This window comes from Cohnella luojiensis (assembly GCF_004564235.1).
Taxonomy (GTDB): Bacteria; Bacillota; Bacilli; order Paenibacillales; family Paenibacillaceae; genus Cohnella; species Cohnella luojiensis.
This window is the reverse complement of sequence record NZ_SOMN01000002.1, coordinates 1-24399: the sequence shown is the minus strand read 5'-3', so window position 1 is coordinate 24399 and position 24399 is coordinate 1. Positions and strand designations below refer to the sequence as shown.

Below are 24399 nucleotides of genomic sequence, written 5' to 3'. Positions count from 1 at the left end.
TCCATGGTCCTCGTTCCTTGAAGGGGGGGGGTCAAGAACGGGATTTATTCTATTCATTCTGCAGGTTCGAATTACGGCTTCAGCACTACGGTCGTGTAAGGCGGCACTTCCAATGCTTGTTCTGCAAGCTTGACGCCTTCGTTAGTAGCTAGGGCTAATTTTGAGAAGGCTGTTAACTGTGCCTTGCCGGTCTGCAGCGGTACTGTCTGCGATTGTCCCGATAGGTTGTGCAGAACGAGCAATTGCTGATCCTCGGCTGCTCGTACGTAGGAAACAATAGCCGAATTGCCCGTCTCATAAGAGGCAATCTTTCCACCACGCAGTGCGGGCTCCGCAGCGCGCCACGAAATCAGCTTGCGATAGTGGTTAAGAAGCGAGTGGGGGATCTCGTCTTCGGCTTCCACGGACACAGTGCCATCTCCGCGATTCCGAGCAGGTTCCCATGTTGTTTCGTTAGGCGAACCTGGTTTAATCGCCCATGGGAATGGCTCTCGGATTCTTTCATCCGGTTTCGTGCCTGTCATTCCGAGCTCTTCTCCGTAATAGATGAAAGCTTTTCCCGGCAAAGTCAGCAGCATAGCCGCTGCCATCCGCGCGTGGTCTTCGTTGCCGTTAAGCGCAGTCATGACGCGAGTCTGATCGTGATTGGACAAGAACGGCGCATCTACGAACTTACCGCCGGATGATTTGGAGAAAAATTCGTAAACCCGGGACAGCGTAAATCCGATATCCTGGGCGTTCTCCGATTCCGCGGTGCCGAGTAATTTGCCTGCTAAATCGAAATTAAAAGCAGAATCGAGCGCATTGTCCAAATAAGGGGCGATAATGGCCGCCGACTCCCAAACCTCGCCAACTAGATAAGCATCCGGCTTGACCTCGTTCAGTCCTTTACGGAATTCCTGCCACCATGCTTTATTTTTAGCTTTGATTGCAGGCGAGTTAATCGTGGATCCGAAATCGCCGTAGATATGTTTAGCCGCATCAAGACGAAATCCGTCCACTCCTTGCTTCAGCCAATATTGGCCGATCGCGATCAATTCTTTGCGAACTTCAGCGTTATCGAAGTTCAGATCCGGCATGCCTTCCCAGAAGACGCCAAGATACTCGTCGCCTCCGCGGGAATGCCAGGGAACCGAACCCGTAGCGCCGTCGGAAGGCGATGCGCCGTTTTCCCGTTCGCTAGACCATGTATACCAATCGCGGTACTTGCTTCCCGACCCTTTGGCAGAATCCTTAAACCACGGGTGCTCTACGCTTGTATGATTCACGACCAAATCCATAATAATGGCGATGTCCCGTTTGCGGGCTTCTTCGAGCAGTCGTTTGAAATCCTCAAGCGTACCGTAATCAGAATTGATTCCGTAATAATCGGTGACATCGTACCCGTGGTAACTCGGAGAAGGTTGGATCGGCATAAGCCATATTCCATCCACGCCGAGGTTATCCAAGTAATCCAATTTATCCGTAACGCCGTTAAGGTCTCCGATACCGTCTCCGTTAGAATCCGCGAACGACCTTACGAAAATTTCGTAGTAAGCGTTCGTCGGTCCCTTGGCGGACAGAATCCCCGTGAAGGCATCGGGGGAGGATGCCTTTTCAGGAGAGGAACCCTTCAACTCCGAGGAATGCCCAGCGGTCGGACTTGCGTTACCGCCTGTGCTCGCAACGTTACCATCAATTCCGGACTGACAGCCGGCTAGTAACAATCCAAGCGCGGCAATACCGGCTATTAGCGGTTTACGCTTCATCATCCTTTATTAGCTCCCGATGTAAGTCCCTCCACGATGAAGCGCTGCATCATCATGAACAGGATCGTAATCGGTACGGCAACGAGTACGCAACCTGCGGCAAACATCGTAAAGTTCGCCGTTCTGAAGTTAGTCGCCAAATCCCACAAGCCGACGGCAACCGTCCATTGCTCGCGAGAGCGAAGGAGGAAACGCGCCAAAACGAAGTCAACCCATGCACCTACGAAAATCGTAACCGACATATAGATCAAGATCGGCTTGCACAACGGGAGCATGATCCGCGAGAATACCTTCAAGTGGCTTGCGCCGTCTATGCGTGCCGATTCCTCCAAGCTGCGCGGAATCGTATCGAAGAAACCTTTAACGATAAAGGCACCGCCGACTGGCGCGCCGCAAGAATATACAATGATCAACGCAAGGTGCGTATCCAGGAGTTCGAACTGATAGAACAGCAAGAACACGGCAACCAAGGACATAAAGCTTGGAAACATGTTCAGTACTAGAATCGTAGACATCGTCGTACGCCGGGCTTTAAACCGAAATCTCGATAATACGTAAGCGACTATCGTCGTTCCCAACGTCCCGAAAATCGTGCTGTATACCGCAATCTTCAGCGTATTCATGTACCACCGGCCGAATACGAAGCTCTTGTCGTTGAATAGCGAAGTGTAGTGCTCCATCGTAAATCTATCCGGAAGGAAGGTTGGGCTGTACATCGCTCCGCCTGGCCTAAAGGAAGAGATAATAATCCAAACCGCCGGATATAAGCAAATAACCGAGATGACAACGAGAAGGACATAGCTGAAAAATAATTTGATTCTGGTACTCGTGTTTTTCATTGCACCATGTCCTCCTCTTTGAACGATTTGGTCTGACGATAGCTGAATATGGAGATGGACGCGATAATAACGAATATGATAATACCGATTGCTGCCGCGAAGTTGAACTTGTTGTTGTTATAAGTAAGGCCGTAGAGCCATGTGACCAGCAAATCAGTGTGTCCTGCGAATTGATAGGATCCGTTCGCCGGTCCGCCGCCCGTAAGCAGGAAGATGGCGTTAAAGTTATTGATGTTGCCGGCGAATTGCGTAATCAGCACCGGAGCTGTAACGAACAGAACGCGCGGCATCGTAATATTCCAAAATTTCTGGATCGCGGATGCCCCGTCAACGTCCGCAGCCTCGTACAGATCCCGCGGGATCGTCGTCAGCACTCCCAGCATGAGCATCATCGTAACGGGAATACCGAACCAAGAGTTGACGAGCACGACGGTAAACTTAGCCCAATTCGGATCGGATAACCAACCGATCTTATCGATTCCGAAGAAAGCGAGATATTGATTGACCGGGCCGAATTCCCCATTAAACAGGTTGTTCATGATCAGCGCCGAACAGAGTTGCGGAATCGCGAACGGGATAATAAAAATCGTTCTCCAAAGCTTCTTGAACCGAATACCCGGCTGCTGTATAAGCATCGCGACCAGCATACCGCCGAAATAGGTGGTTACAGTCGCCATAATTGCCCATTCAACCGTCCAAGTCAGAACGTTCCAGAAGGTGTAGCTCCAAGTCTTGAAGGTCAACAAATCGCTGAAGGTCTTGAATCCGACCCAATCGACCAGAGATTTCGGGGGAATATACGATGGCGCTGAGTAATTGGTAAACGCGATCATGATACCGAAGATAATCGGCATGATCGTCAGGAACAATACGCCCAAAGTCGGCAAGGATAGCATCGTAATATGGAAGTTTCGATCCAGCAGCGATCCGGCCGTCTTTTTAAACGCAGGAATCGTGCCGCCTTCCTCTCTAAGCTTACCTACCCTATGAGCATCTCGGATCGCTTGCACGTAGAACAATATAAACAGGCAGAATATAATGAGGATGATCAAGCCTTCTATTAGAAGCTTGATCGAATGATCCCCCTGAATGACCTGAGTCAGCTTACCCACTTTAACCCGTTGTTGGGCTTTCTCCCCTAAAGTGACAACGCCCCATACCGCTTGGTATAGATGATTGATAAAATACCAAAGTCCAAGCGCGTCGATGGCGAGAAAGACGAGTCCTTTGATCAATTGCTTGTTGTATATTTGCCCTAGCCCTGGAGCAACGAGCGACAAAGCGGAAGCCTTCAGGCTGAACCCTCGCATCTATCGTCCTCCCCTTTCGCAAAAAAAATAAAGAGATCACCCGCCCGCATGGGCGGGTGATCCTTCTTCTCGATAATGTTATTGCGTAGCCGCGTTTGCTTCTTTGATTTGTCTAACCGCGTTGTCCAGCGCTTCCTTCGGATCTTTGTTGTTATCCCAAATATCCGTCAGAGCCGCTTGGCCAGCGCCCCATACGTTACCCATTTCAGGAATCGCAGGCATTGGGTAAGAGTTCTTGAATTGCTCCAAGATTCCGACGACAAGCGGATCAGCAGTAACTGTCGGATCTGCGGCAGCTTCGTTGTTAGATGGCAAGAAGCCAAGTTCTGTGTAGTAATTCAATTGGGACTCTTTAGTAGATGCGAAGCGAGAGAACAATTTCGCCGCGTTCGGATATTTCGTGAACGAGCTTACCGCAAATCCTTTTACTCCGGAGAAGGATACGTTTGCCTTCCCGTCGATCGTCGGCAATGGAGCGATTCCGAAGTTTATGCCCGCTTTCTTAAGATCTGCGATTGCCCACGGACCGTTAATGTCAAGCGCCAGCTTGCCAGTCGTGAACAAGCCTTTTTTGACGTCGAACGTTGCATCCGCAGCTTTCATTGGCAAAATTTCTTTCAGCTTTTGGAACATTTTCGCGCCTGTGATAGCGCCTTCGTTGTTCAAGCCGATATCGTTAGGGTCGGTGCTGCCCGATCCGAATACATAACCGCCCGGCGTAGCAAGGAATTGATAAGCATAATAGAAGTTCGTGATTTCCCACATGAGGGCGTATTGACCATCTTTGTTGAATGTCTTCGCGAATTCAATGATTTCATCATATGACTTAGGAGCTTCAGGGATCAGGTCTTTATTGTAGAACAATGCGTATGTTTCAACGGAGCGCGGGTATCCGTACAGCACGTCTTTGAAAGTAAACGCTTTAACGGATGCTTCGGAGTTTTCTGCAGTCGTCACGTCTTGGAAGTAGTCGTTCTCCAGCAAGATACCTGCCGCAACTGCTTTACCAAGGTTATCGTGAGGGAAAATGACAACGTCCGCGCCAACGCCGGCTGGACCATCGTTGACTAGCTTGTTGATTTGGTCTGGTTCGTTTACTTCCTCGACTTTAACCGGAATGTTATATTCTGCGGTAAACGCTTTTGCGATACCTTCCATGTTCTCGCGGAATTCTTTGGATTCCCATACTACGAGAGATGCTCCTTCTTCCGGCGCCAGTTCTTCTTCTGCCGGAGGTGCTTCTTCGGAAGCAGGTGCAGATGCGCTTTCGGTTACAGCCGGCGCGCTTGCGCTCGGAGAAGACGCATTATTGTCGTTCTTGCCGCCGCATGCCGCTAGGACGAATACCATCATTGCAACTAGGGACATGATTAACCATTTGGATTTGTTCATTAAACTGTAGAACCCCTCTCTGAAATCAATGATTTTGTGCGCTTGCTTTCCGTGTGCCATGAATTTAACGCATCTTCAAAATGAAGCAATAACTGTGCAAACGTTTGTACAAGTTTGCATATAACTGCTTTTTCCTTTGATTTCTCGGTAAATTCAACATTTCCGGAATAATGAAAGCGCTTTTGTTGATATCTTCATGATAATCAATTTCGTGAAAAAGTAAATCGTTTGCACATAGTAAAATCGGTCATTTTGTACGTATAATGACTTATTACCTTTCATTTTCTACAGATTTCAAACAATACCGGTTGTTGTTGCAATGCGCTATATGTGGCACAATGTAACCGTATCCATGTGCACACGTTGCACAATGCCTATACTTACGATTGCTTCTTAATTCTTCATCCTAGATAGGATACAATAAGTAAGTAATTATGATCTATGGAAAAGGAAGATCCTTATCATGACCGTTACGATTAAAGACGTGGCCAAGAAGGCAGGCGTATCTCCTTCTACGGTTTCTAGAGTTATTGCCGATCATCCTCGGATTAGCGCGGAGACAAGCAGAAAAGTAAAAGAAATCATGGAAGAGCTCGGTTACCATCCGAATCTCATGGCCAAAAGCCTGGTCTCCAGAACAACCCGAACGATAGCTGTTATCCTGCCCAAGCCTGCGGAAGAGCTCTTATTAAACTTCTTCTTCTATGAGTTAATCAGAGGGGTTCTCGCCCAGTTAACCCGTTCGGGCTATGACCTGCTCATGGCCGGCGGAAGTAACGAACAGGAAGAATTGGAGACCGTTACCCGACTCGTCCGGGGTGGCCGAATCGACGGTTTATTGCTGCTATACTCGCGTTCCTCGGACCCGATCATTACCTTCTTGCGTAAGGAGAAGATGCCCTTTGCGCTCATTGGCCGAAGCCTGGATTACGAAGACGTTCCTTCCGTGGATAACGATAACGTACAAGCAGCATACGACGCGACCAATCATTTGATCGCGCAAGGTCAGAAGCGCATCGGGTTCGTAAGCGGACCGACAAAGCTTGCCATGACGCAGGATCGGATGACCGGTTACGCTAGGGCGCTGGCAGAGGCAGATCTCCCGTTCAAGGAAGGCTGGGTCGTCGAGGGCGAATTCCTGCTCGAGAGCGGCTATCGGGCCATGGCCTCCATAATGTCGCAGCCAGAACCGCCTACCGCACTAGTCGTCATCGATGATGTCGTCGCATTTGGCGTGCTGAAGGGATTGGCGGAGCTGGGCTATCGAATTCCGCAAGACGTAGCCATCGTTAGCTTCAATAACATCGCTTTATCGGAATTAACGATGCCTCCGATCACTAGCGTGGACGTCGGAACGTACCAGCTTGGATACACCGCTTCGCAGATGGTTCTTCGGATGATTCAACAGGTTGAAATCACCGCCCGGCAGATCATTCCGCACCGTCTCGTCGTACGAGAGTCTTCTCTTCGGACGGTCGCGCAGCATATTCCATCTTAAAAACGAAATAGACACCTGTAACAGGACGATCAAGCGCGTGAACGATGCGCCGGATCATCCTGTTTTTCGTTGCTATCTCCAAGAAATACCCTACTTTAAACCACGGCAAAAGTAATTTATACTTACATACAGATCATTTCATGAAAAATACGACTGTACCTATCGGATAACCCTGTGGAGGCGAACGTTATGAGCAACTATCATCCTTTAACCGAAGTGGAAGCGATTGAGATCGCGAAAACCATTCCAGGCATATTCGATTCTGAAGGCGAGCTGGTAAGCCGTGAAATCGGCGACGGAAATTTAAATCTCGTTTTTCACGTCGGTCAGCCGTCAACCGGCAAGAGCGTAATCGTGAAACAAGCATTGCCTTATGCCAAAGTCGTCGGCGAATCTTGGCCGCTCACCCTCGATCGCGCCCGCATCGAAAGCGAAGCGCTTAAGATTGAAGGACGGTTAGCGCCCGGTCTTGTTCCTGAGGTATATCATACCGATAACGAGTTAGCCCTTACGGTTATGGAGGATTTAAGCAACCACGTGATCATGCGTCAAGGATTAATCGAAGGCGGAGTCTATCCGAAATTCGCGAACGATATTTCCGAGTTCATGGCCAGGACGTTGTTCTTCACTTCGGATCTGGGCATGAACCAGCAAGAGAAGAAACTGCTCGTTCATTCTTTCGCGAACCCCGAGCTCTGCAAAATCACCGAGGATCTGATCTTCGATCACCCTTATACGGATGCCGATACGAACAGCTTCGACCCGCATCTAAAGGAGCAAGCCGAGAAGCTTTGGGCAGATACGGAGCTGCACCTTGAGGTCGCGATTTTAAGAGAGAAGTTCCTTACTCACGCGCAGGCTCTCCTCCACGGAGATCTTCATACGGGAAGCATCTTCATTACTCCGGAATCGACCAAAGTCATTGATCCGGAATTCGCTTATTTCGGCCCGATCGGATTCGACATCGGAGCCGTGCTGGCCAATCTATTGCTCCACTTCGCTTCCCAGGAAAATTGGTCTGCCGACGAAGCTTCTCGTCAAACGCGCAGACAATACCTCGTCCAATCGATTCGGGAAATCTGGGTTTCCTTTGAACGAAAATTCCGCGCGCTATGGAATGAGCATGGCACGGATCGAATCGCGAAGACGGCGGGTTATCAAGACGATTACATGCAGAGGCTGCTTCAAGATACGGTCGGATTCACCGGAGCGAAAATGGTGCGCCGCATCGTTGGCCTGGCGCACGTCGCGGACATCGATCGCATTCCAGACCCTATCGTGCGCGAGAAAGCGCAACGGTTAGCGCTCGAGATCGGCAAGAGCCTGATTAAACGCAACCGGCAGGTAACCTCCATCGAGCAATTAATAAATATCGCCGATTCCGCCTCTAAAGCTTAAGTCGTTCGAATTAGGGAAGATGAATCGAGAGGAGCACGAAAAAGATGAGTAAAGAACAACAGGATAAATCCGAGGTGCTGCAATCTTTACGTTGGGAGAAAGACGCTTTATCCTTATTGGATCAACGGTTGCTGCCAGAAGAGATTGTTTACCTTCGCTTGACCAGCCCGCAGGATGTTTGGGCTGCAATCCGAGAGCTTAAGGTTAGGGGCGCGCCCGCTATCGGCATCGCCGCAGCCTATGGCGTTGTACTCGGCGTTGCCGATAGCATTGCCGATTCGCAAACTTGGGAGGCCGAAGTCAACCGCCATGCGGAATACTTGGCTACCTCAAGACCGACAGCCGTTAACTTATTCTGGGCGTTGGACCGCATGAAGGCTCGCGCTAGGAATCTAGCCCTATCCGGCACGCCGGCTGCGGAAGCAAAAAAAGCATTGCTAGCCGAAGCTCAGCTCATCCAGGCCGAAGATGAAGCTACGAACCGATTGATCGGTGAGCATGCTCTTACCTTGTTTAAGGACGGAATGGGCATTCTTACTCACTGCAACGCTGGCGGGCTCGCAACCGCTAAATACGGCACTGCCCTTGCCCCCTTCTACTTGGCGCTTGAGCAGGGCATTCATCTAAAGGTATTCGCGGACGAAACGCGGCCCGTCCTGCAAGGGGCTCGCCTTACCGCGTTCGAGCTTCAACAAGCGGGCGTGGATGTCACGCTTATCTGCGATAATATGGCCGGACACGTCATGTCCAAAGGCTGGATTCAAGCGGTTATCGTCGGTACCGACCGCGTGGCGGCCAATGGCGATGTCGCGAATAAGATCGGAACGTATAGCGTAGCCGTCTTGGCCAAGGCTCACAATATTCCTTTCTATGTAGCTTGTCCGCTATCGACGATCGATTTGTCGACGCCAACCGGCGCCGACATTCCGATCGAGGAGCGCCACGCCGACGAAGTATCCATCGGCTTCGGCAAACGCACCGCCCCTCAAGGCGTTGCGGTCTATAATCCCGCGTTCGATATTACTCCGAATGAATACGTTACCGCGATCATCACGGAGAAAGGCATTATCCAAGCGCCTTACGATATTAATCTCAAGAATCTGTTCAACAACTAACCAGGATGGGATGAAAAACCGATCAAGAAGCCGTTTTTGCCAAAATGCGAACGGCTTCTCGACCGCTCATGCCCACGTGAATTCCCAGAGCTCTCGCGGCATCGGTAACGGATTCGAGCGGCGCATCGAGCAATTGCTGAAATGTCCGGACGCCTACCGCGCGCCCCGCGATAATCTCGCGATCCTTAAGCCTTTCGTCCAGCAACTGTACGTCCAACGCTCCGCACATGATATAACCATCGCCTGCCGTTATGGCTAAGAGCGTTGTTTTGGGTAAAAGCACCTCGACGCCTACCGCGGTCCAATCCTCTATTTGAAACGGAATAACCCTAACCATGCCTTCCACCTCCCCGCCCTTCATCCAGCATAGGTTCATACGTTATACAATATGCGTCCAAGGACTCATTTTTCAGGGCTTATTGCCCTTCGGGACTATAATGGGCTTTATAATCGTGTTATATTGGGAGATAAGACATGGTTTCGACGAACTGCGCATTACAATGGAGGCATCTGCATGAACCGATCTAACGAAACAACTGATGGCTCCTATTCTTTCCACGTAGAAATTAACGTTTCTGCCTCCAGCAAAGGTGCCGCCTTAGAGCAATTGCTTCAAGTACTTAAAGATGCGAATTTCGCGGATTTCCGAATCGGCTCAAATATAGCGCAAGGACAAGCTGCCAACAACCGGAAATCGCCCCCCGCAACCAAGAAATCGGTTGTCAAAGCTCCAGCACAGCCAAATCCTCTCGAGTTGCGAATCAGTCAATTCATCGAGAGCAATAAGCTCATCCGGGTAAATATCAATAAAGGCCGAGGAGTGAAGATGAGCATCCCTTGCCGGGTCATTAATTTCGACCCGAGCAATCAGTTGCTCACCGTATATCACGTAGACGAGAAGCAAGTATACACCGTCGGGTTAAACGAAATCGACGATTTCGTGGATTGAAAGGATGAAATGACGACAATGACCTTCGGAACCCTAACGGGCCGGAGGTTTTATTAATTTATTAAAAAACAGGCCCCTAGGAGCCTGCTTAATTAAGCGGATTGAACGGGGAGCGCTAGGCGATTAGTCTTTGCTTGGAGCAACTCCATCGCTTCCGAGCTTGGAAGCGGCTTACTACCGTAGAATCCTTGCATCTCATCGCAACGGTGGGAACGCAGGAAGTGAACCTGGTCCTCTGTCTCTACCCCTTCGGCAATAACCTGCAATTGAAGGTTGTGGGCCATGGCAATAATCGCGGCAACGATAGCCGCGTCGTTCGGATCCTGTTGAATATCCCTGACGAAGGATCGGTCGATCTTCAGCCGCGCGATCGGCAGCTTTTTTAGATAATGAAAGGAGCTATACCCTGTCCCGAAATCGTCTATGCTGATAGTAACGCCAATGTCCGTTAATTCTTTCAGGCATTGGGATGCCCGTTCCACATCCATCGTCATGCTCTCCGTGATTTCAAGCTCCAGGTAGCGGGCGTCGAGGCCAGTATGCCGTAAAATCTCGGAAACTTTGTCCGTTAGGTTCCTCTGGGAAAATTGTCTGATCGATAGATTTACGGATACCGGGATACTGGGTATGCCAGCATCCTGCCATGCCTTATTCTGTCTGCAAGCTTCCTCTATAACCCAATCGCCGAGCGGCACGATAATCCCGCTCTCTTCTGCTGCGGGAATGAATTCCCCTGGAGGCACGAGTCCTCTCTCGGGATGTTTCCAGCGAATAAGGGCCTCCATCCCTACGATCTGACCAGATGCCAGGTCATATTGAGGTTGGTAATACAGCAGGAACTCTTGGTTTTGTAAAGCTTTACGCATCTCATGTTGAATGGTCAGCTTATGCAAGGCCACATTGTCCATGTCACTGGAGTGAAGCATGTAATCGTTCTTGCCGTTTTCCTTCACGCGATGGAGCGCTGTATCCGCTTTCTTAAGTAAGGTCGCCGCATCCTCGGTGCCGCTATCGCACACGGCGACGCCGATGCTTACCGTAATTTGTACCGGCACTCCGCTTAATTCAAATGGCTCTTCGAGTACCACCATCATCTGGTCTAAACGTCTAGCCACATCTTCGTCATCCTGCAAACCATCCAGGCAGGCTGCGAATTCATCGCCTTCCATCCGAGCGAGATCGCCGGGCTCGGACAATCCGCGGCTTAGTCGCTCCGCAATCTGCAGAAGAAGCATATCGCCGAAATCCCTGCCGAACGAAGCATTCACCAGCTTGAACCGGTCTACGTCCAAGTAACATACCGCTAGGCGCGTACCATTCATTTTCCCGATCTTAAGCTTCTCCTCGAGCCGGTTCGTAAAGAAGCGACGATTCGGCAGTCCGGTCATATCATCGTAATAAGCCATGTAGCGAATCCGTTCCATCGACCGTTTACGGTCGCTAATATCCTGAATGAACACCAAGAGACCTATGATTTTATTCCTTCTAACCAATGGAGAGGTATGAATATTCAAATCCATGGGATAGCCTTGTTTATGTATAATTTTAATTTCCTGAGAGCATTTCTCTCCCTTTAAAGTCCGAAGAAAAATTTGCCTGGTTATATCCTGCGAATCGTCGTCAACCATCGTGGCAAAGGGTTTCCCGGTCATCTCAACCTTGCTGAACCCGACCAAATCGGACGGATCCCGGTTGATGTCGATAAACCTTCCTTGCCGGTCAATTACCGCGAAAGCGATCGGACTATTATTATATAAAGAATCCAACAATTCTAGTTGATAGGATGGCCCCATAGAAGACTTTCGGGAACTTCTTCGGGCGAACATCCACCCCAATGAAGCGAAGCTAACGGTCAAAACTACGCCGGCGACCATTGCCGCCAGCCAAAGTCCATTGTCGGACCATCCGTTCACTAGGCTACGTCCTTCCTCCCTATTGGGAAATCGTTTCCAAGGTGATATTTCTTTTATTATAGAACAATCTCCGGCGATGTATAGCATTTTCCATTTTTATTAGACAAAAATCGGGAAATTAGGGGTTACTTTCTGTCATCCGAAGATCGCGCTGTCAAGGCCATGCAGATCCAACCTGCGATAAAGGCTACTCCTCCGAGCGGAGTAATCGCCCCGAGTACTTTAACATCGCTCAGCGCGAGGGCATAGAGGCTGCCCGAAAATAGCACAATACCGATTAACAGCAATCTTGCTGCCCAAACCGCCAGCTTCCGGGAAGGCAATCGATCGATAAGCAGAGCGATTAACAAAATACCGACCGAATGAAACATATGATATTGTACGCCGGTCTGGAATACGTCCATGGCGTCCGCGGACAGACGATCTTCCAGAAAATGCGCGCCGAATGCACCAAAAACCACAGATAACATAGCGGTAAGGGCTCCAATTTTTGTATACTTGTTCATAAAGGGTAAATCCTCCTTGAGCAAATTCAGTTGCATGCTCTACTTATCATAACGTGAATGAGGTGGAAAGTCATGAACGAGCATCACGAAAAAGATGAACAATTTCCGAACGACAGAGCCTTTACGCCAATTGAGCAACCGGCAAGCGGTCCTCGAAAGCATAGCGGCCTCGGCATTGCCTCCTTCGTGTTATCCCTGGTCAGCATCGTGGCTTTTATCGGCGTTACGATTGGCGTAATCGTTTTGATCTCCAACGAGATCGACTTTTCGACGCTCGTCGATTCCAACGGGCAGCTTACTATGACCGAGGAGGAGCTTATCAATAAGCTTCAGCCGCTGCTTGGTTACCTGATCATGTACCCTCTCGTTCTTGTCCTCAATGTCATCGGCCTTATCCTTGGCATTGTCGGCCTTGCGCGACGGGGTTACAAAAAGGCCTTCCCGGTACTGGGGACCGTCTTCAATGGCCTGGCAATCCTCGGGGTTTTCCTTCTCATGGTCATAGCGTTCGTGCAAAATAGCCTTTAAACAAATAGAGGGGAAACTAGAAAGGACCGCTATAATGAGGGGATCGGAATGGTACTGCCATTCCGTTTTTCTTAATATGGGGGTCTTATTTCTGCGGAAAAAAAGATGTACGAGCATTGGTCGCGTTATTGCGAAATAGCGAACCTAGTTCCGTTATTGCGGCCATGGGCGGCACTTTGGGCGAATTAGCGGAACCCAGTTCCGTTATTGTGGCCATGGGCGGCACTTTGGGCGAAATAGCGGAACCCAGTTCCGTTATTGCGGCCATGGGCGGCACTTTGGGCGAATTAGCGGAACCCAGTTCCGTTATTGTGGCCATGGGCGGCACTTTGGGCGAAATAGCGGAACCCAGTTCCGTTATTGTGGCCATGGGCGGCACTTTGGGCGAAATAGCGGAACCCAGTTCCGTTATTGTGGCCATGGGCGGCACTTTCCGTTTCGGAGAAATAAGCGTTCCTGGCGCGGGTATTTGGTTGGTTGGCGGCACCTTTGGCGAATTAACCGCTTTTGGCGTGGGTATTTGGTTCAGTGGCGCTACCTTCGGCGACTCCTACCGCCGCTTCACGGAGCGCGCGTTGCTGGAAAGCCGGTATGGACAGCAGGCAGACGACCGTCACTCCGATTAGGAGCGCAAACCCCGTTCCCCCCATATCCTTCAAGGGCAACGTTAGCCCCAGCAAAACGCAGCGTGTAACGACAAGAGTACATTCCCTCCATATGAGGAAGGAGGCTTGCTGCGAAGGCCCCGCATGTTGGATAAATCTGAATTGCTGCGCGTTCCATACGGTCGTAAAGTAAAACATGCCAATGGAAGTCATCACGTTGGAAAGGATGAGCGCGGCCGGATCCCGGAACAGTACGATCAGAAAACCAACCGCCATCAGCGTCATTCCTATCCACAGCCACCGCATTTCATCGATCTTTATTTTCCGGTACATCCATAATCCCAGCAACGAGCAGCATGTATAGAGCATGTTCAGCAATGCTATAAGTAACTTGTCTTGCGTCACGGAGAAAGTAAAGAGCAGCGTAAATAAATTCTGGAATTGCAAGAACACGCCCGCCGCAAGCAATGAAAGGAGAATCCACTTGGAGCCCGGACGTCCGAATGCGGAACGGAAGCCGTAACGGTTGCCGCTTGCAACGCTCCCTGGCTGTCGAGTCTCCGCCAATGTGATTCTTGGCATAAAGAATGAAAATACAAGCATCAAGGCAACGAAAACCAACATCATACCGAAGGAACCGGCATAACCGAATCCTTCGATGACTTTTGCCGAAACAAAAGGCACGACCATGGACAGGATCTGAGTAATGACCATAAACGAGGCAAAGTACGGAGCGAATTCGCTGCCTTTGCCTTTGAGGGCTATGCTTAGATTTTGTGCCGCACCCGATAAGCCGAACATTGCGCCTACAGGTATGCCGAGCAGGATGGTCCATAGCATTCGGTTATCGAATTGGACCGACACCAAATACGTAAAGCAGCGGCTCCGCAAAGAGCGGATGCCGCTAATGGTAAAGGTATGGAAAAACGATTTAAAAGCTTGGCCGCGGCAACGAACGCCATTCCCCAACTGATGAACATCGACATGTTATACATCGACACTTCGGCAATGGATTGCCCATCTTCCCAAATATACTCCCGACTTGATGACTGCCTTTATTTTACCGCCCCGGCCGTAATCCCGCTAGCGATTTGACGTTGGAAGAAAATATACATAAGAAGTACCGGAACGATCGTGATGAATAGCGCGGCGAACAGCGGCCCCCATTCCGTCCGGTATTGCATTTCCGCCTGCATGACGCCGATCTCGACCGGGAGCGTGTATTGGCTAGGATCGTTAATCAATATCGTACCTACGATGTATTCGTTCCAAATGTTGAGTACGTTAACGATGGCTATCGTAATAAGCCCGGGTTGGGATAAAGGAAGCATGACCCGGAAGAACGTCCCGTAATAAGAAGCTCCGTCCACGATGGCCGCTTCCTCCAGTTCCTTCGGCAACGATCTGAAAAATCCTACGAGCACGAAGATCCCGAACGCCAAAACGCTAGATGCATAGACGACGATTAAGCCCAGCTTCGTATTGATTAGATTCATAGAGTTCATGAGGAAAAATAGCGGGATTAGCGCCAAGACGAACGGAATCATCATCGAGGAAACGTAGAGAAGGTATAAGGAGCTGCTGCCCCTGAATTTATATCTCGCGAGGACGTAAGCGGTCGTCGCGGATAATAACAGTCCTAATCCGGTAGAACCTGCGGTAACGACCAAAGAATTCACGAAATACGTGCTGAAATTGTATTTGCTCCACACATAGGAGAAGTTGGACCACAGCAACGGGAACTCCGGCAATGACCAAGGCGCGTTGCGGAAAAACTGCTGGTTATCCTTCAAGGCATCTAGCAGCGTCCATAACAACGGGTATAATACCGAGATGCCCCATACGAACAGAATAGCGTAGAAGATCAGCTTGGCGATCGGATTCTTAATGACTGTCATCGGTTAGTCCTCCCCTAGCTCATCTCGACGGTCTCGTGACGCATTAACCGTTGAAGTATGATAGTCGTAATTAGCGACAGGACCAAGATGATAAACCCTATCGAAGCGCCATAGCCGAAATGGTATTGACGGAACGCCATTTGATACAAGTACGAGCCCATAACCTGCGTGCTATTATCGGGTCCGCCTTCGGTCATGATCCAGACGATGACGAAGGAGCCGTTCAGCGTGGTCATCATGATGTTCAACACGGATACTTTGATTTGCTCCCATACGAGAGGAATCGTAATATCGCGGAATTGCCTCCATTGGCCTGCGCCTTCCAAGCTTGCCGCTTCGTAATACGAGGCCGGAATGCTCTGGATCGCCGCGATCAAGAGAATCATATAGAACCCGATCCCCGCCCAGATCGCGGGCGGGAGAAGCATCCATATCGTATGGTTCGTAAAGCCGAGCCAAGTAATCGTAACTTGTTCTTGCGTGAATAACGAAAGAAACGCGTTCAAGAAGCCGATTTGCGGGTTATATATGAAATTCCACAGCACGCCGATAACGACGACGGAAATAACGTTCGGAATGAAGAAAATCGACCGGAAAAACCCGGCCATTCTGAAGCCGAATCGCGTGAGCGCGACCGCGAAGAAGGTAGCGATAGCCATAATGCCGACGACCTTGCCCGCCACGAGAAAATAGTCGTTACCTATCGCTCTCCATACGATCGGGTCATGAAACAACTCTTTGAAGTTATCCAAGCCGACGAACGTTTTGTTATCCGACATACCGGACCAATCGAAGAAAGAGTAATACAAACCTTGCAGTACCGGATAAATCGTAAACACGCCAAAGAATAGTAAAGTAGGGATGATGAATGATGCGATAAATACGTTCCGCTGCCACTTCGCAGTCCCTGAGTTCATAGTGCCCTACCGTCCCTCCGAGTAAAATCGCGGAGGATGATCGGGGCGATTGCCCCGCTCACCCTCCGCTTTAGTCCTATTGAACTTTTTTAACGACATCCGTTACGCGTTTGACCCATTCTTCAGGGGTAATTTTGCTGATCGTGAGCGCGTCGGTTGCATCCATCATAGCCTTATCTACGTCTGCGTTATAGGTAATCGTCGGGATAACGACAGTGTTTGGATCCGTCAAATATTTCGCCGCGTCTTTAACGAAGTTAGGAGCGTTGGAGCTGCTGATATCGCCTTTGATGTTCGATGGCGCTCCGCTAAGCTCTGCCCATTGGGAAGCTTGCGCTTTCGAGAAAATGAACTGCAGGAACGCTTTCGCCGCTTCTTTGTTTTTACCGTTCTTGGCGATAGCCACGGTTGCGGTAGAAGTATTCGCTACCACTTTGCCGCCGGCTTCTTGCGTGACCGAAGGAATGAATCCGAAGTCGAAGCCTTCCGGAATATCTTTGGACATTTCGTTAGGCAGCCAGAGTCCGTTCGGGATAAACGCGTCTTTGTTTTGCAAGAACAGCATTTGCGAATCCGTGTGGTTGATCTGGATGGAAGCTTTGTCGATAAAGCCTTTGTCGCGCAGGGCAACGATCTTATTCAAGGCCGCAAGAACGGCCGGGCTTTCGTAAGCTTCCACTTTGTTCGCCGCCATGTCTTGCAGAATGCTGAAATCGTTGTTATTGGCGGATACGATAGCGGGATATAGAATTGAACCGTTGATGTAATACGGATACTTGCCGGTGTGGATGAATGGAGTAATGCCACCCGCTTTGATTTTATCGCTCACGTCTAGGAACGATTGGAAATCGGTCGGCTCCGTCCAGCCTTTTTCTTTGAATAACGCTTTGTTCCAGAACACGCCCCATGAGTTCAATACGAGCGGAATGTTGTACACTTTACCGTCGAATTGCTGGGCAGGCTGCGCCAAAATGTCGGTGATCAGATCGCCGTCGATGTTCTTGGCGTCCTTCAGCCATTCCGTCAAATCTTCGAGTTGGCCGTCTTCTACCATTTGACGGTCGTTCAAGCCCGCTCCATCGATATAAACGAAATCGGGCGGATTTCCTCCGATCCAGCGGGGTTTCATTTGATCGTTGATTTTCGGTCCGCCGGATTCTTTAACTTTCAAGTCCGGATTCGCGGCTTGGAAATCGGCGATGACTTTTTTCCACCATTTATCGCCGTATCCTCCGACGAAGTATTGAATTTCGAAGTCGCCGGTCAGTTTCACGGCGTTATCTGCCGATGCCGTCTCGGAAGCAGGCGCGCTTGCCGATTCGGTAGCCGCAGGAGCCGATGCGGAAGGAGAATTGGATGCTTCGTTCTTGCTTGAACCGCATCCCGCTAGCGTAACTGCCGCCAGAATCGCGGAGATGCCGAGCGCTGCAAACTTTTTCTTCATAATCATTAAAGCAAACCCTCCCACGAATGATAAATTTTACGCTCTATCTGAGTTCGCAATGAACTCTAGCGCTTGATTTCATCATAAGGCGGGAGGGCTATAGTCTCTATCGAATATCTTCCACGAATTCTTTGTTTTCTTCTATTCGTTTAACGTCCGCTCTTGGTCTCGGCGAAATGTTGGAGCTGGTCTAATGCCGCTTGCGGCGTGGTGTGCTCGTAGAGAACGGCGTCTCCCATCTTGCGCGCGTAATCCAAGACCGCTTGCCACGAAGGCTCTTGGACGGGATAAAACTTTGCCTTGCTAAGGGCTTCCAGGTTCTTTCGCATGACCTCGTCTTGATCGGATAGCCGCGTGCCTACCGTTGTTGTAACCGGGAGAAACCCTTCCCTCTTAATCATCTCTTCGTAAGCGGAATCATCATAGAGGAAATCCAGGAATTTGGACAACGCTTCTTTGTTCGTATGGTCCGTCTTGAAGGAAACGAGCACGTCGTGCACACCGAAGAAAATCGGCGGCGTTCCATCCTTCACGGGGATCGGACCTACTCCCCATTTCAACCCGGGAAATTCCTTCGGCACGACCGAAGTGAAATAGTTGCCCGATATCATCATACCAAGCTCTCCGTAACCTAATATCCGTTGCTTCTCGTCCCGCGTCGTAACCGTCGGATCGGGATCCGTAAGTCCTAGGTCGAACAAATCTTTAAGGAAGGTTAACCCTTCGACGTTAGCCGTAGAGTTGATCGTCCACTTGCCATCCTTAATCCAAGTCCCGCCGGCGCCATAGAAGAAGTACGACAAGTACGCTTGCGTTTCATTGTCGGTCAAGTCGACGCCGAAGCCGTCCGCGGCGCCCGTAGCTTTGATTTTCCGCGCGGCTTCCCTCAGTTCCGACCAAGTCGCGGGAGGAGCGGCGATGCCGGCTTTGGCAAACAGCTCTTCGTTATAATACAGATTCCGCGTCGAAGCGACGTAAGGAATAGCATATTGCACACCGGTCATCCGGTCCATCTCCAACAAATTCGGATACAGCTTGTTTGCTAATTCGGGAGAAATCATTTCGCTGAAATCGTTGAGCAGTCCATCCTGGGCAAAATGAGCGTACACGTTCGTGTTCAGGAGGTCGGGCGGTTGGTTTTTGCTGATCATCGTCGTATAGATTCCGTCGAGAATATCCCAGTTCGCAACCTGAAGCTCAACGTCGATGAGAGGGTTCTTCAGTTCGAATTCTTTCACGAGCTTCTCTAATATAGGCTTCGTCTCCGTGCTGTACTCGGACGCTACGAAACGAATAAGCGCACGTTCCTCCTTTGGAGGTACGGAAGGCTCAGAGTTCGAATTTATGCACGAGGAAAGAATCATCGGTAGAATCATAGACATGACGATCGCAACGACGCGCTGCACCTGACGGGATATCAATTGCATAAGCTTATCTCATCCTTTCAAGTGGTGGAGCTCTACTTGTTATTGATAAACGGGAATAGAAGTTTCTGATTCTCCGGCGTATACATGTTTTCTTTCGTAATTACATTCGATTCGATATAGGTAATGGGATCGATTTTTCCGCCGTTTATGAGCTTTAACGCATTCTTCACGCCAAGATAACCCATATTAAACGGCTTTTGGACGATTGCTGCTTTTACGATACCCGCTTCCAACAGCTGAATCTCATCTACGGAGCTATCAAAGCCGATCAGGTTGATTACGTCTGTTCTTTTCTGTTCTTGCAATAATTTGGCAACGCCCAACGTAGCCGATTCATTCAGGGTAATAAACGTATTAAAGGGCTTGTCTCCCGCAAGCAGCTGCTTGGCGATCTCATAGGCTTTGTCTTCGGAGTCGTCCGCGTAATAAATGCCGAGCAGACTATCCTTGTAAGGCTGAAGCGCTTGATTCAACCCTATTAATCTCTCGGCTGAAATCTTGGATTGTTCATAGTCGCTAACGATTGCTACGGTCGGACGCCCATTCGTTTCCTCTATCGATGTCAGGCCGGCGAGATTTCCCGCCTCCACGTGATCGTTCGATACGACGACGGGCGACGGCTCCATATCGACAGGCGTATCGATGACGACAAGCGGAATGCCGGCGGAACGGACTTTGGCTAGCACGGCCGGCATCCGCTCATCCATGATGGGCGCGATGACGATCGCTTCCGGCTTTCGCTCGATCGCCTCTTCCAAGATGAGAATCTGGTCATCGGCGTCGCCTTCCAGCAGAGGACCTTGCACGTTAAGCTCAAGTCCCATTTCTTTGGCTGCCGCTTCCGCCCCTTTGCTTACCGCCTGCCAGAAATCGAGCCGTACGTTCAGCGACTTGAGAATGACGGTCACGTCATTCCCATGACTGCCCGCGCCGGAGAATATCTTGAAATAGAAAATGGAATATATCGCGATGACGAAAATAACAAGAATGAACCCTATCGTGAACCGTTGTTTGCGCATAAGCGTACTCCCTTTAATCGAGTTTGGGAATCGTAATCGTGACGCGCGTGCCTACTTCGATCTCGCTGCGGATTTGGATTCCGTATTCATGCCCGAAATAAAGCTTGATCCGCTCGTTGACGTTACTAATCCCGATGCCTTGGTTACGGGTATCCCCTTCACTTTTGAGAAGTATTCGCCCGAGCCGCTCCGGCGTCATGCCGAGTCCGTTATCCTCGACTTCGAATACAATTTGATCACCCGATTGCCTTCCTCGTATCGTCACTAACCCGTCTTCGATTCCATACCTATTCCGAATCCCGTGATAGATCGCGTTCTCGATGAACGGTTGCAGCAATATTTTCAGCGTCTTATAAGAAAGAATAGATTCGTCAATATCGATCGCATAATCCAATTCATCGTGATAGCGCATCTTCTGGATGAGCAAGTAGTTGGTAATATGTTCGATCTCCACCCGAATCGGCACCAATTCCCGATCCTTCGTGATGCTCGCGCGGAACAGCTTGGCCAATGCGGAGGTCATAAGCACGACCTCTTCGTGCTGCTTCTGCTCTGCCATCCACACGATAGAGTCCAGCGTATTATAGAGAAAATGAGGATTGATTTGCGATTGAAGCAGGAGCAGCTCGCTTTTGCGCTTGTTTTCCTGATTATGGATCATTTCCTCCATCAGGAATTTGGTCCTGCTCACCATGAGGTTAAAGGAACGGCCGAGCTGTCCGATTTCATTCATCTGCCCGATCTCCGTCTGAATATCGAAATTGCCTTTCTCGACTTGCTTCATATCGGATTGCAAATCTTTAATCGGTTTCGATAACCGGTGGGACAACCATATCGAAATAAGCAAGGAAATCGTTAATCCGCACAACGAATAAAGCAGGATGGAATTTCTCAATTCTCCCGTGCTCGCGATGAGATCGTCCGTATAGGCCACTCCGGCTATTTTCCAACCGAAATTAGTGTCCTGCACGGAATAGATCCGTTTGCCATCCCCATCCTTGGCGGTGAAAGAGCTGCCGCTCGAAGCTTGAATAACGTCCGAAATCCGTTCCGAACGAAGCTTGCTGTCTATGAGTTGCTGTTGCGGATGATAGACGATGTTCCCGTTATTATCCACGATAAAAAGGTAACCCTTCTTGCCCAGATTAATGTTGCTGCAAATGTCGTTAATGATGCTTAAGTTAAGGTCGACCAGGAAAATACCCTCGGCCGTAATCCCGTCCGTGCTCTTCAGCTCCCGGCTCAAGGAAACGACCCACTTGTATTCGTTCTGGATAATATTCTGCACGTGCGGGGCGGAGATAACGGATTTGCCGGCAGCGCTCTTGGCCAACTGATACCAAGCTTGCTCCTGCAGCTTTGCATTCGGATTTAAGCTCGTTATCCTCCTATCGGAGACGAACCGACCGTTGTATCCGAATACCATAATCGATGCAATGTCTTTGCGGGTATACAAGATTGCTTGGAATAAGTCGGAGATCCGTTTCTCGTATGTCCGACGATTCTCGGCGCTAATGAAGCTGTTGTCGGAGATGTAATATTTCACGTCTTTATTCGTAAGGGCGAGCAAAGAGATATTCTCCATGTTGTCGACATAGGATTGGATGTTCATGTTGACTTGCTTAATGACTTCCTCGATGTATCCTTTCGAGTTCCTCTCGACGGCATCGACGGATACTTGATAGCTTACGATGCTCGTTAACACGATCGCAGCCAATATCAGGAGGGAGAAAGCCATGGATATATTCGATTGAATGCTCTTCAGCGGGAACAAAGGAATGCGGAACGAACGTTCTTTGGGCATCTTAAGCTCCGCTCTCCTTTATCTGCTTTTCCCGATAATCTTTCGGAGTCGTTCCCGTATGCTTCTTAAACAGGATGCTGAAATAATTCGGGTCCTTGTATCCGACTTGCTCGGCGATTTCATAAAACTTCAAAGTCGTATTATGAAGAAGCTCCTTCGCCTTCGCGACTCGAACGGCGGTCAAATATTCGATAAACGTTTCTCCGGTATGCTGTTTGAATACGAGGCTGAAATAGCTCGTACTCATCAGAACGTGACGGCACAAGTCCTGCAACGACATCTTGTCGTTCGCGTAATTCGTTTGGATATACTCCACCGCCCGATGAATCTGCATGTTCGTCAGGTGGCTGCGGTTGTCGGCTATCGTAGACATGACCGAACGCACGATTTCCTTTAACCAAATCTCGATTTCGTCCAGCGTCTTGAAGCCGTACACGTCCATCAGCTTCATCTGCCGATCGTAGGATACTTCCTCGTCGTGAACGACGAGCTCCTGAATCGAATTCATTAAGGACAGAACGACCTTCTGCATTTGAAGGAAGCAGGCTTCTATCGGAGCCAGCGAAGATTTCAATTCGGCCACGCCGTTCTCGATAAGCTGGAAAGCTTCCCGGATGGAGCCGGTTTTGACGGCCGATGCCAGTTTGCGGTCCCAGTCGAGATTAGGGGGCAACGGCATCGATGGCTTTCCTTCCAAGTCCATAATGCTGAGGACGCGGTTTTTGCCGAGCAAGAAGCGGTAGTCCAAGACGGAGAGAGCGCTTTTATAGGAATCAGGCAGCTGTTCGATATGGGTGCAAGCTCTGCCGATTCCGATCGTAACCGTAAACTTCAAATATTTCTCGATATGATAGCGGACTTGCTCGGCAAGGGAAAACGCATGCTCGACTAACAAGCTTTCGTTCTCTTTGCCGGAGACGATCGCGACCATTCTTTCCTCGCGCGTTCGAAACAGGAGGGCGTTATCCTGTTCCAACGTTTCTTTGAAAATATCATAGGCGGCAAATCGCAGAAACTCGGCATCATGCTCATAAGAAAGAAGCTCACGGTCGCCGAAATCGTCGATGTCGACAACCATTACCATGTGAAGGGGCGGCGCGGGAGGAAGCTCGAAATAGGCGAAACGTTCCGCGATTTCCGCCCTGCCAAGCCCAACGGCAACAAGACGTTCGAGGAACCGCTCTTTCAGAAGCGGCAGGCTAGCCTTCAATTGACTATTCAGCCTGCCGAGATCCTCGCGATGCTTCGTTTCCTCGTCCATCTCCGCTTTGACGCGATCGAGCAGCTTCCTGATTTCTTGGGCCGTGATCGGTTTCAAGATAAAATCCGATACTTTGAGCCGGATAGCTTGCTGCGCATATTCGAATTCGTCGAATCCCGTTAGGATGATCATCTTGATATAAGGAAATTGAGCGGAGATTAACCCGGCCAGCTCTAATCCGTCCATGAAAGGCATGCTTATATCGGAGATGACAAGCTCCGGCTTGTGCTGCTCGACCGCTTCCCAAGCTTCACGGCCGTTAGCGTAATCGCCTATCAATTCGAAGCCATGTTCGTTCCAGTTAATCGTATTTTTCAATCCGATTCGGACTACCGCTTCGTCATCGACGATAATGACCTTGTACATCGGTGTCTCTCCTATCCGGTGCCGTAAGTAAAAGCGCTATAAATATATTAATTATGCCTTATAACTCGTCGGCTGACAAAGACTAATTATGCTGATTGATGCCTCTTTTCGACAAACCGATAGGTTGCGGTACGAGCGGGGAATCAGCGGCAGTGGGGAGGGGGGCGGAGAGATAGCGGAACCTCGTTCCGTTATTGTGGGTGCGGGGGTTTGTTTCGGCGAGATAGCGGAACCTCGTTCCGTTATTGCGAGCTGCGGGGGGTTGTTTCGGCAAGATAACGGAACCTCGTTCCGTTATTGCGGGCGGGGGGTTGTTTCGGCAAGATAGCGGAACCTCTGCAGCTAGAATAAAAAGTGGACACCTCATAAGAGTATGCAGATAATATACAACAAAGAGAAGAAGAGGTGTCCGGTATGGGAGAGATCAGACAAAGGTACAGTGACGAGTTTAAGGAACAGACG

At 49.8% G+C, this 24399-nt stretch carries 20 protein-coding genes; 5 read left to right on the top strand and 15 right to left on the bottom strand.

The features are described 5' to 3' along the window. Positions 1-71 precede the first annotated feature (71 nt). The 4 genes from E2980_RS02095 to E2980_RS02080 all read right to left on the bottom strand — a co-directional run bounded on the left by E2980_RS02095 (position 72) and on the right by E2980_RS02080 (position 5289). Entirely contained in the window at positions 72-1751 is a 1680-nt protein-coding gene (locus E2980_RS02095; RefSeq protein WP_240702815.1) for an alpha-amylase family glycosyl hydrolase, read from the bottom strand. Next, a complete protein-coding gene (locus tag E2980_RS02090) occupies positions 1748-2587 on the bottom strand; it encodes a sugar ABC transporter permease (RefSeq protein WP_135150480.1) in 840 nt (279 codons plus the stop codon). The genes E2980_RS02095 and E2980_RS02090 overlap by 4 nt, the downstream gene beginning before the upstream one ends. After that, positions 2584-3897, bottom strand: coding sequence for a sugar ABC transporter permease (locus E2980_RS02085; protein WP_135150479.1), 1314 nt, complete (start codon positions 3895-3897; stop codon positions 2584-2586). The genes E2980_RS02090 and E2980_RS02085 overlap by 4 nt, the downstream gene beginning before the upstream one ends. 78 nt (positions 3898-3975) lie before the next feature. Continuing rightward, positions 3976-5289 carry a sugar ABC transporter substrate-binding protein gene (locus E2980_RS02080; protein WP_135150478.1) on the bottom strand — a complete coding sequence of 438 codons (1314 nt, stop codon included), beginning with the start codon at positions 5287-5289 and terminating at the stop codon, positions 3976-3978. Between the two features lie 463 nt (positions 5290-5752). Between E2980_RS02080 and E2980_RS02075 the strand changes: the two genes are divergently transcribed. The 3 genes from E2980_RS02075 to mtnA all read left to right on the top strand — a co-directional run bounded on the left by E2980_RS02075 (position 5753) and on the right by mtnA (position 9300). Continuing rightward, positions 5753-6787: a LacI family DNA-binding transcriptional regulator gene (locus E2980_RS02075; protein ID WP_135150477.1), complete on the top strand. Its 1035-nt coding sequence runs from the start codon at positions 5753-5755 to the stop codon at positions 6785-6787. A 189-nt stretch (positions 6788-6976) separates the two neighbouring features. Then, positions 6977-8185 carry an S-methyl-5-thioribose kinase gene (gene mtnK, locus E2980_RS02070; RefSeq protein WP_135150476.1) on the top strand — a complete coding sequence of 403 codons (1209 nt, stop codon included), beginning with the start codon at positions 6977-6979 and terminating at the stop codon, positions 8183-8185. Positions 8186-8229: 44 nt separating this feature from the next. Beyond that, a complete protein-coding gene (mtnA, locus tag E2980_RS02065) occupies positions 8230-9300 on the top strand; it encodes an S-methyl-5-thioribose-1-phosphate isomerase (RefSeq protein ID WP_135150475.1) in 1071 nt (356 codons plus the stop codon). Between the two features lie 22 nt (positions 9301-9322). On the opposite strand, the gene E2980_RS02060 is transcribed toward mtnA, so the two are convergent. After that, on the bottom strand, positions 9323-9637 hold the full coding sequence (locus tag E2980_RS02060) for a YunC family protein (protein WP_135150474.1): 315 nt from the start codon (positions 9635-9637) through the stop codon (positions 9323-9325). Between the two features lie 177 nt (positions 9638-9814). On the opposite strand from E2980_RS02060, the gene E2980_RS02055 reads away from it, so the two are divergent. Then, complete coding sequence (locus tag E2980_RS02055; RefSeq protein ID WP_135150473.1) at positions 9815-10249, top strand: hypothetical protein; 435 nt, start codon at positions 9815-9817, stop codon at positions 10247-10249. A gap of 92 nt (positions 10250-10341) precedes the next feature. Here the strand turns inward: E2980_RS02055 and E2980_RS02050 are convergent, their stop codons facing one another. Continuing rightward, positions 10342-12162, bottom strand: coding sequence for a putative bifunctional diguanylate cyclase/phosphodiesterase (locus tag E2980_RS02050; protein ID WP_240702813.1), 1821 nt, complete (start codon positions 12160-12162; stop codon positions 10342-10344). A 125-nt stretch (positions 12163-12287) separates the two neighbouring features. Then, on the bottom strand, positions 12288-12668 hold the full coding sequence (locus tag E2980_RS02045; RefSeq protein WP_135150471.1) for a DUF423 domain-containing protein: 381 nt from the start codon (positions 12666-12668) through the stop codon (positions 12288-12290). A gap of 72 nt (positions 12669-12740) precedes the next feature. Here E2980_RS02045 and E2980_RS02040 point away from each other — a divergent pair, with 72 nt between their 5' ends. Beyond that, positions 12741-13196 (top strand): hypothetical protein, encoded by a 456-nt coding sequence (locus E2980_RS02040; RefSeq protein ID WP_135150470.1) that lies wholly within the window; start codon positions 12741-12743, stop codon positions 13194-13196. Positions 13197-13693: 497 nt separating this feature from the next. Here the strand turns inward: E2980_RS02040 and E2980_RS02035 are convergent, their stop codons facing one another. The 8 genes from E2980_RS02035 to E2980_RS02000 form a co-directional block, all read right to left on the bottom strand. Beyond that, a complete protein-coding gene (locus E2980_RS02035; protein WP_135150469.1) occupies positions 13694-14692 on the bottom strand; it encodes an MFS transporter in 999 nt (332 codons plus the stop codon). A gap of 164 nt (positions 14693-14856) precedes the next feature. Then, positions 14857-15699, bottom strand: coding sequence for a carbohydrate ABC transporter permease (locus tag E2980_RS02030; RefSeq protein ID WP_135150468.1), 843 nt, complete (start codon positions 15697-15699; stop codon positions 14857-14859). 14 nt (positions 15700-15713) lie between these two features. After that, positions 15714-16616, bottom strand: a complete 903-nt coding sequence (locus E2980_RS02025; protein WP_135150467.1) for a carbohydrate ABC transporter permease — start codon at positions 16614-16616, stop codon at positions 15714-15716. A 76-nt stretch (positions 16617-16692) separates the two neighbouring features. Further along, a complete protein-coding gene (locus E2980_RS02020) occupies positions 16693-18066 on the bottom strand; it encodes an ABC transporter substrate-binding protein (RefSeq protein WP_205699909.1) in 1374 nt (457 codons plus the stop codon). Between the two features lie 143 nt (positions 18067-18209). Continuing rightward, on the bottom strand, positions 18210-19487 hold the full coding sequence (locus E2980_RS02015) for an extracellular solute-binding protein (RefSeq protein ID WP_135150466.1): 1278 nt from the start codon (positions 19485-19487) through the stop codon (positions 18210-18212). A 32-nt stretch (positions 19488-19519) separates the two neighbouring features. Beyond that, entirely contained in the window at positions 19520-20506 is a 987-nt protein-coding gene (locus tag E2980_RS02010; protein WP_135150465.1) for a substrate-binding domain-containing protein, read from the bottom strand. Between the two features lie 13 nt (positions 20507-20519). After that, a complete protein-coding gene (locus tag E2980_RS02005) occupies positions 20520-22310 on the bottom strand; it encodes a cache domain-containing sensor histidine kinase (RefSeq protein ID WP_135150464.1) in 1791 nt (596 codons plus the stop codon). 1 nt (position 22311) lies between these two features. Continuing rightward, a complete protein-coding gene (locus tag E2980_RS02000; RefSeq protein ID WP_135150463.1) occupies positions 22312-23937 on the bottom strand; it encodes a response regulator transcription factor in 1626 nt (541 codons plus the stop codon). Positions 23938-24399: the final 462 nt, after the last annotated feature.